This window comes from Pseudomonas protegens (assembly GCF_003732485.1).
Lineage (GTDB): Bacteria > Pseudomonadota > Gammaproteobacteria > Pseudomonadales > Pseudomonadaceae > Aquipseudomonas > Aquipseudomonas protegens_B.
Window position 1 is genome coordinate 149,791 of the sequence record NZ_MOAK01000034.1, and the last position, 8,654, is coordinate 158,444.

An 8,654-nucleotide genomic window follows, 5' to 3' on the forward strand; every position below is an offset into this window, starting at 1 on the left:
CGCCCCCCCTTCAACCCTTGAGGTCCGTGCATGAACCGCGACAGTCGCTACCTGGAATCCATCCTTCATCACGATATTCCCCTGACCCGGGACATGGGTCTGAAGGTGCTCGACTGGCAGGCGCAGCAACTGCGCCTGCAACTGCCGCTGGACGCCAACGTCAACCACAAGAGCACCATGTTCGGCGGCAGCCTGTACTGCGGCGCCGTGCTGGCCGGTTGGGGCTGGCTGCATTTGCGGCTCAAGGAGCAAGGGATAGATGACGGGCATATCGTCATCCAGGAAGGGCAGATCAGCTACCCGCTACCGGTGACCGGCGATGCCGTGGCGATCTGCGCGGCGCCGGATGACAAGGTCTGGAAGAAATTCCTCTCGATGTACCAACGCTACGGTCGTGCCCGCCTGACCTTGCACAGCCGCGTGGTCAACGTCGGCAGTGAAGAAGACGCCGTACGCTTTGCCGGCCAGTACGTCCTGCACCGCTAACCCGTCTGCGACCCGATTCGAACCTGTAGGAGCTGGCTTGCCAGCGAAGAGGCCGAAAATTCTTGCGCAGGACTCGAGGGCCCCTTCGCCGGCAAGCCGGCTCCTACACAAGGGGTGGCAGAGGCAAGTCGCCGCAGAGCGATCAGGAGCGGGCCAGCTCCAGCAGTTTTCCGCGCCACGGCGCCTTGGCCGGCAGCGCCAGGAAGAAGCCGTTGAGCAAGGACTCCCGGGGTGGATAGCAGAACGGGGCGCCGGCAAGATCCAGCACTTCGCCACCCGCCCCTTCGAGCACCCCCTGAGCCGCCGCGGTGTCCCATTGGGAAGTCGGCGCCAGGCGCGGATAACAGTCCGCCGCGCCTTCGGCCAGCAGGCAGAATTTCAACGAACTGCCGATATTGGCCAATTGCAATTCACCCAGGGCGGCGCTCAAACCACTGAGCAAGCGCTCCTGCTCCGGACTTGAATGGCGCCGACTGGCCACCACGGTAAAGGCTTCGCCCGGCCCCGGCTGTTCACGCACCTGGATCGCTTGCGGCGACTGCCCCTGATCCACACGCCAGGCCCCCAGGCCGGCCCCGCCCAGGTAGCAACGGCCATTGGTGGGCATCGACACCACGCCAAACACCACCCGTCCCTGTTCGATCAGGGCAATGTTGACGGTGAACTCCTCACTGCCGGAAATGAACTCCTTGGTACCGTCCAACGGGTCCACCAGCCACCAGCGCTGCCAACCGGCCCGAGTGGCCTGGGGAATGTCGGCATCTTCTTCGGACAGCACCGGAATGCTTGGGTCCAGTGCCTTCAGGCCAGCCACGATCAGGTGATGGGCCGCCAGGTCGGCAGCGGTCACCGGCGACTCGTCGGCCTTGTGCTCGACGGCCACATCGGCGCGCCAGAACGGCAGGATCGCCTCGCCGGCGCGCAAGGCCAACTCGGCCACCGGCGCCAATAAAGAATGGGGGAAATTCATCGAAGTCATGCTCATGCAGGAAAGGCTCCGCGTTGGCTTAGCAGGTCGCGGGTCAGGTACAGCGCGGCCAGGGCCCGGCCTTCGCTGAATTGCGGGTTCTGCGCCAGGCTGGCCAGCTCGCGCAGGTTGACCTTGTCGACCCGCATCGGCTCAGGCTCGTCGCCCTCCAGGCGCTCTTCATACAGATCGGTGGCCAGTACCACCTGGATCTTCTGGCTCATGTAGCCCGGGGACAGCGACAGCTCGGTCAGGTGCTCCAGTTGCCGTGCGCCAAAACCGGCCTCTTCCTTGAGTTCACGCTCGGCCGCCGCCAGCACATCTTCCCCCGGTTCGATCAGGCCCTTGGGCAGGGACAGCTCGTAGGCGTCGGTGCCGCCGCAATACTCCTCCACCAGCACCGCGTGCTCGGAATCGAGCATCGCCACAATCATCACCGCGCCGTAACCCGCCCCCTTGCCCACCAGGCGCTCATAGGTGCGCTCGACGCCATTGGAGAACCGCAACTGCACCTCTTCGACACAAAACAGACGACTGGTGGCGACGATCTCGCGGGCGAGTACAGTGGGTTTCTGGCGCATAGCGGGCTCCTTGGCGATAGCGGGTTACTATACAGGCTGTTTTCTTACCGCTGGAGAAGTGTTCAATGGCCCTGCTGCCCTGGTGCGATATCGATACCGTCCTGCTGGATATGGACGGCACCCTGCTGGACCTGCACTACGACAACCACTTCTGGATGGAACACTTGCCCCAGCGTTACGCCGAGTTGCACGGGGTCAGCCGGACCATGGCCGAGCTGGAGCTGCAACCGCTGTTCGAACGCAACGCCGGCCAGTTGCAGTGGTATTGCCTGGACTTCTGGAGCGCCGAGCTCAAGCTCTCGGTGCGCGAACTGAAGCTGGAAACGGCCCACCTGATCGCCCTGCGACCGGATGCCGACACTTTTCTCGCGGCGATCAAGAAGGCCGGCAAGCGGGTGATCCTGATCACCAACGCTCATCGTGACTCCTTGTCGTTGAAGCTGGAGCGGATCGAACTGGCGCCTTACTTCGAGCGCCTGATCAGTTCCCACGACTACGGGTTCCCCAAGGAGAATCCGCAGTTCTGGGATGCACTGCAGGCCGACATTCAATTCGATCCGGCCCGCAGCCTGTTCATCGACGACACCCTGCCGATTCTGCGCAGCGCGCGGGATTTCGGCGTGGCGCAATTGCTCGCGGTGAGCCAGCCGGACAGCCGCAAAGGGCCAAAGGACACGGCGGAGTTCGCGGCGGTGGGAGACTACCGGGAATTGATCGAAGGGTTGTGAAGCCCTTCACGGGCAAGCCCGCTCCTACAGACCCTCAGGAGCGGAATTGCCCGCGAAGAAGAGGGTCGATCATTCAGGGATGCGCAGCACCTGGCCCGGGTAGATCTTGTCCGGGTGGGACAGCAGCGGCTTGTTGGCCTCGAAGATCTTGTTGTACTTGTTGGCGTCACCATACTGCACCTTGGCGATGGCGCTCAGGGTGTCGCCCTTCTTAACGGTGACGAACACCGCAGAAACCACCGCGGGACCAGTCACCGTAATCTGATCCTCGACACTGCCGACACCGGCGATGTTGCCCAGGGCCAGGAGGATCTTTTCCTTCTCTTCCTGGCTCGCCACTTCACCGCTGACGATCACCTTGTCACCTTCCACCGTGGCGTGGACATTGGGATTGCCCAGGCCGACCTTTTCGATGTGCTCCTTGAGTTGCTCACTGGCATTGGCATTGCCCGGGGTCAGCAGGTCGATCAGTTTTTCACCGGCTTCTTTCACAAAGCTGAAAATACTCATGTCGCACACTCCTTGGTTGATAGATCCAGACGCGAAAGACTAGACCAGACTCAGCCAATGAGGTTCCCGGGCGACCAGTGCCCCAAGGTCTCACCGGCGCGGTAGAATCCCGGCCTTTTGCCGCTTTGGAGCGAAGATGGACCTCAAGCAGCTGAAATTCCTCATCGCCCTCGACGAAACCCGCCACTTCGGCCAGGCCGCCGCACGCTGCCATATCACCCAGCCAACCCTGTCCATGCGCCTGCGCAGCCTCGAGGAAGAGCTCGACCTGCCCCTGGTCAACCGTGGCCAGCGCTTCGAAGGCTTTACCGCCCCCGGCGAACGGGTGCTGGCCTGGGCTCGTAGCGTCATCACCGCCTATGACGGTTTGCTGGCCGAGGCTGCCGCCTGCCGCGGCAACCTGGCGGGCACGCTGCGCGTGGGGGTTGTGCCGCTGTCGAGCTTCAATCCGCAACCACTGCTGCAGCGCCTGCATGCCGAGCACCCGAACCTGCGTTTTGAACTCTCGTCCCTGAGTTCGGAGCAGATCCTCGAACAGTTGGCGAGCAATCGCCTGGACCTCGGGGTGTCCTATCTGGAGCGCCTGGACAGCGAGAATTTCGACTCGCAGCCCCTGCAACCGACCCACATGGGCCTGCTCTATGACCAGCGGCACTTCAGCTTCGGCGAGCAGCCCCTGAGCTGGGAGGCGCTGATCGAACTGCCCCTGGGCCTGCTCACCAGCGGCATGCACTTTCGCCAGTCCATCGACCACAACTTCCACATTCGTGGCCTGCAACCGCAACCGGTGTTACAGACCGACGCCGTCCATCAGCTGGTGCAGATGGTCCATGGCGGCCTGTGCTGCGCGGTGATGCCCCTGGACAGCGGCCTGGAAACCCTCACCGAGCACCTGCGCCTGCATCCCATCGCCGACGCCCAGACCCTGGCCCGCCTGGGCCTGATCATGCGCCGCAGCGCGCCGCGCTCGGCCCTGGCGCAAGCCTGCTTCACCCTCTACCAGGAATCCTTCTGCCATTCTTGATCGACGCCATCTATCAATAGATCAGTACTAGCAATTAGACGCGACACAATGCCGCGCTTAGTCTTGGGACCCGATGGCCGCTGGTCCCTCACTCAATGCCAGCCCCGGCAACTCCCGCACTCGCGCTCGGCGCCAGCCAGACCCACAGCCACCTTGAGCGCCCGCCAGCGGATGACACTCGCCAGGCCGTGCAATGGCCGCGTCATCACCGCCTCAACCTTGCCCACCTGCCGCTGAACTGTGCGCCGCGGGTCCACAGCCCCGCGATGGAGAACCCCTGTGAGTACACACAACCAAGCCGATCAGACACCCGTTGCCCGCTACAAGCCCTACAAGGGCCCGGCCGGTGGCTGGGGCGCCCTGATCAGCGTGGCCCAGGCCTGGCTGACCAGCGACAACGCCCTGAAGAACATCCGCATGATGCTCAAGACCAACCAGAACGGCGGCTTCGACTGCCCGGGCTGCGCCTGGGGCGATTCGCCGGAAAGCGGCATGGTCAAATTCTGCGAGAACGGTGCCAAGGCGGTGAACTGGGAAGCCACCAAGCGCCGGGTGGACGCGGCCTTCTTCGCCAAGCACAGCGTCACCTCCCTGCTGGAACAAAGTGATTACTGGCTGGAGTACCAGGGCCGGCTGACCGAGCCGATGCGCTACAACGCCGACACCGACCGCTACCAGCCCATCACTTGGGAAAACGCCTTCAGCCTGATCGCCAAGCACCTGCACAACCTGCCCAGCCCGGACATGGCCGAGTTCTATACCTCGGGCCGGGCCAGCAACGAAGCGGCGTACCTGTATCAACTGTTCGTGCGCGCCTACGGCACCAACAACTTCCCCGACTGTTCGAACATGTGCCACGAGGCCAGCGGCGTAGCCCTGGCGCAAAGCGTCGGAGTCGGCAAGGGCACCGTGACCTTCGACGACTTCGAACATGCGGACGCGATTTTCGTCTGGGGCCAGAATCCCGGCACCAACCACCCGCGCATGCTCGAACCGCTGCGCGAAGCGGTGAAGCGCGGTGCCCAGGTGGTGTGCGTCAACCCGCTCAAGGAGCGCGGCCTGGAACGCTTCCAGCACCCGCAGAACCCGCTCGAAATGCTCACCAACGGCAATCGCCCGACCAACACCGCCTATTTCCGCCCGGCCCTGGGCGGCGACATGGCGCTGCTGCGGGGCATGGCCAAGTTCCTTTTGCAGTGGGAGCGCGATGCGCAGAAAGCCGGGACGGCGTCGGTATTCGACCACGATTTCCTCAACGCCCACACCGCCCACGTCCTCGATTACCTGGGCACCATCGACGACACCCCCTGGGAACGGATTGTCGAGCAGTCCGGCCTGACCCTGGTGGAAATCGAGCAAGCGGCACGCATGTACGCCAAGGGCAAGAACGTGATCATGTGCTGGGCCATGGGCATCACCCAGCACCGCCACTCGGTGCCGACCATCCAGGAAATCGCCAACCTGATGCTGCTGCGGGGTAACGTCGGCAAGCCCGGCGCCGGGCTGTGCCCGGTGCGTGGCCACAGCAACGTGCAGGGCGACCGCACCATGGGCATCAACGAACGCCCGCCTGTGGCATTCCTCGATGCCCTGGAGCGGCGCTTCCAGTTCAAGGTCCCCCGGGACAACGGCCACAACGTGGTCGAGGCGATCCACGCCATGCTTGAAGGCCGTTCCAAGGTATTCATCGGCCTGGGGGGCAACTTCGCCCAAGCCACTCCGGACAGTCCGCGGACCTTCCAGGCCCTGAGCAATTGCGACCTCACCGTGCAGATCAGCACCAAGCTCAACCGCAGCCACCTGGCCCATGGCAAGGACGCGCTGATCCTGCCGTGCCTGGGCCGCACCGACATCGACCAGCAGGCGGGCGGCCCGCAAACGGTGACCGTGGAAGACTCCTTCAGCATGGTCCACGCCTCCAACGGCCAGTTGCAGCCGCTGTCGTCGCAGATGCGCTCCGAGCCGTGGATCCTCGCCGGTATCGCCGCCGCGACCCTGGGCAGCCGGCCGGTGGACTGGAACTGGCTGGCGGCCGACTACGGACGCATCCGCGACCTGATCGCCGACACCATTCCCGGCTTCAGGGACTTCAATGAACGGCTCAAGCACCCGGGCGGTTTCTACCTGGGCAACAGTGCCGGTTCGCGCCAGTGGAACACCCCGTCGGGACGCGCCAACTTCCGCGCCAATCTGCTGCCCAAGGACCTGATCCACGAACGCACCCGGGCCACCGGCCAACTGCCGGACCTGATCCTGCAGTCCATGCGTTCCCACGATCAGTACAACACCACCATCTACGGCCTCGATGACCGCTATCGCGGGGTCAAGGGCCAGCGCGACGTATTGTTCGCCAACGAAGCGGACATCATCCGCCTGGGCTTCAAGCCGGGGCAGAAGGCCGACATCATCTCCCTGTGGGATGACGGCCGCGAGCGCCGGGTCAAGGGCTTCACCTTGCTGGCCTTCGACATCCCGGCCGGCCAGGCTGCGGCCTACTACCCGGAAGTGAACCCCCTGGTGCCGCTGGAAAGCACTGGCGACGGCAGCCACACCCCGACGTCGAAGTTCATCGCCATCCGCCTGGAAGCGGCCAGCGACAACGGCCTGATCATGGCCCGCTCGGCCTGATGCCTGACTTGAGGGCCTCTTCGCTGGCAAGCCAGCTCCTACGGTTAGCGCGTGAACCGTAGGAGCCGGCTTGCCGGCGAACGGCTCCCCACGACTCTGAATCGCGGACACAAAAAAGGCCGCTTTTGCATAAAAGCGGCCGTTCCGAAGTAGCTAAAGACCCGTAAAAATCACTTAAGTTCCGCAATAAAAACAGTAAGTTACGAGATTGTGTACAACTCGTGCTATTCGTCGGATTTCGTTTGTAAGCGCCGCGGTACAGCCTCAGGATCGCGCCGTCATCCCTTTGAGGTTCCCCCATGAAGTTCTCCTCGATTCTCTTGTTGTCCCTTGGCCTGGTCAGTGGCATCGCCTCTGCCGGTGGCACCACTGAAGCAGGTGTGGGCGGCGCATTGGGCGGGGTTCTAGGCTCGGTGGTCGGTCAGCAGATCGGCGGCAATACCGGTTCGGCCATCGGCGCGGCCCTGGGTGGCGCCGGCGGTAGCGCGGTGGGCGCGGACAAACGCAGCCGTGGCCAGGCAGCCATTGGTGGCGCCCTGGGTGCAGCCGGCGGCAACGTGGTAGGCCGCAGCATGGGCGGCAATACCGGCAGCCTGATCGGGGCCGCGGCAGGCGGTGGCGCCGGCGGCGCATTGGGCAACTACATGGGCAATGAAAGCGCCCGGGAAGATCGCGACTACCGTGGCCGCGATGACCGTCGCTACTACCGCGATGGCCACCGTGGCCGTGGCCATGCCTACGGGCATCGCAAGCACCGTCACTATCGCGACTGATCTGGCCGCGCGACAGGTATCGGGGTCAAACCACCAGCAGGTGCTCCAGGGCCGCTCGCAACGCGGGCGGAATCGGCACCGGCTGGTTCGACCGCCGATCCACGAATACATGGACGAAACGCCCCGCCGCACAGGCATCCGCCTCTCCCGCCTTGAATACCGCCAGTTCGTACTGCACCGAACTGTTGCCCAGCTTGCCGACTCGCAGGCCAATCTCGATACGTTCGGGAAAGGCGATGGAAGCGAAGTAGTCGCAGGCCGAGCTGACCACGAATCCCACCACCTCGCCATCATGGATATCCAGCCCGCCCTGTTCGATCAGGTAGGTGTTCACCGCCGTGTCGAAGAAGCTGTAATAGGTGACGTTGTTCACATGGCCGTAGACGTCGTTGTCGTGCCAGCGGGTGATGATCGGCTGGAAGTGGCGATAATCGCCACGTTGCGGCATAGGCTCGGACATCGGGGCTCTCTCCCATGGATTGAAGGCCGGGCGATCGGTTGATCGCCCGGCATTTCACCGCAGACACCCAAGCCTGGGCAAACCCTTTTGCGTCCATGTGCGCCGGTGGCTCGTCAGACGGCCAGGTGAACCTCACACCACTCACGCACGGTAGCGTATGGATAGTCCTCCAGCACTGCGAAACCGGGAATGCCGCGGGCCTTGAGCTTGGTGAACAAGGGCACGCTGATGCCACAGAGGAAGCGCGTCAGTCGCTCCGCGCCCGGCACATCGCCGGTGTGCTGCTGATGCCTGTGGATAAAATCGCCGCACAGCCCGTTGAAGTTCTTATCCACCAGCGCTGGCAACACGGGGGGCTCCGGCAGGCGTGCCACCTGGCCATGACAGACTGAACAATGTCCACAACGCTGGGGCGCCTGATCGTCACCAAAATACTGCGCCAGCCGATGCCCCAGGCACTGCTCGGTGGCAAACAGGTCGAGCATGGCGTGAATCCG

The 8,654-nt window shown here is 63.7% G+C and carries 10 protein-coding genes; 5 read left to right on the forward strand and 5 right to left on the reverse strand.

Translation table 11 applies throughout. The features are described from left to right. The first annotated feature begins 30 nt into the window (after positions 1 to 30). On the forward strand, positions 31 to 486 hold the full coding sequence (locus BLX41_RS06260) for a thioesterase domain-containing protein (protein ID WP_123724193.1): 456 nt from the start codon (positions 31 to 33) through the stop codon (positions 484 to 486). Positions 487 to 628: 142 nt separating this feature from the next. On the opposite strand, the gene cysQ is transcribed toward BLX41_RS06260, so the two are convergent. Both cysQ and nudE read right to left on the reverse strand, forming a co-directional pair. Continuing rightward, entirely contained in the window at positions 629 to 1,456 is an 828-nt protein-coding gene (cysQ, locus tag BLX41_RS06270) for a 3'(2'),5'-bisphosphate nucleotidase CysQ (RefSeq protein WP_123724194.1), read from the reverse strand. Between the two features lie 11 nt (positions 1,457 to 1,467). Next, entirely contained in the window at positions 1,468 to 2,034 is a 567-nt protein-coding gene (gene nudE / locus BLX41_RS06275; RefSeq protein ID WP_123724195.1) for an ADP compounds hydrolase NudE, read from the reverse strand. 65 nt (positions 2,035 to 2,099) lie between these two features. On the opposite strand from nudE, the gene yrfG reads away from it, so the two are divergent. Then, positions 2,100 to 2,762, forward strand: coding sequence for a GMP/IMP nucleotidase (yrfG, locus tag BLX41_RS06280; protein WP_123724196.1), 663 nt, complete (start codon positions 2,100 to 2,102; stop codon positions 2,760 to 2,762). A gap of 69 nt (positions 2,763 to 2,831) precedes the next feature. On the opposite strand, the gene lysM is transcribed toward yrfG, so the two are convergent. After that, on the reverse strand, positions 2,832 to 3,272 hold the full coding sequence (gene lysM, locus BLX41_RS06285) for a peptidoglycan-binding protein LysM (protein ID WP_123724197.1): 441 nt from the start codon (positions 3,270 to 3,272) through the stop codon (positions 2,832 to 2,834). Between the two features lie 136 nt (positions 3,273 to 3,408). Between lysM and BLX41_RS06290 the strand changes: the two genes are divergently transcribed. The 3 genes from BLX41_RS06290 to BLX41_RS06305 all read left to right on the forward strand — a co-directional run bounded on the left by BLX41_RS06290 (position 3,409) and on the right by BLX41_RS06305 (position 7,697). Beyond that, positions 3,409 to 4,296 (forward strand): LysR family transcriptional regulator, encoded by an 888-nt coding sequence (locus BLX41_RS06290; RefSeq protein WP_123724198.1) that lies wholly within the window; start codon positions 3,409 to 3,411, stop codon positions 4,294 to 4,296. A 279-nt stretch (positions 4,297 to 4,575) separates the two neighbouring features. Further along, positions 4,576 to 6,924 (forward strand): FdhF/YdeP family oxidoreductase, encoded by a 2,349-nt coding sequence (locus BLX41_RS06300; protein ID WP_123724199.1) that lies wholly within the window; start codon positions 4,576 to 4,578, stop codon positions 6,922 to 6,924. Between the two features lie 299 nt (positions 6,925 to 7,223). Continuing rightward, positions 7,224 to 7,697 (forward strand): YMGG-like glycine zipper-containing protein, encoded by a 474-nt coding sequence (locus BLX41_RS06305; protein ID WP_123724200.1) that lies wholly within the window; start codon positions 7,224 to 7,226, stop codon positions 7,695 to 7,697. Positions 7,698 to 7,722: 25 nt separating this feature from the next. Here BLX41_RS06305 and BLX41_RS06310 read toward each other — a convergent pair whose 3' ends face one another. Both BLX41_RS06310 and BLX41_RS06315 read right to left on the reverse strand, forming a co-directional pair. Further along, a complete protein-coding gene (locus BLX41_RS06310) occupies positions 7,723 to 8,157 on the reverse strand; it encodes an acyl-CoA thioesterase (protein WP_123724201.1) in 435 nt (144 codons plus the stop codon). A gap of 113 nt (positions 8,158 to 8,270) precedes the next feature. Next, positions 8,271 to 8,654: RecQ family zinc-binding domain-containing protein (locus BLX41_RS06315; protein ID WP_185073414.1), on the reverse strand; the 384-nt coding region annotated here is incomplete at its 5' end.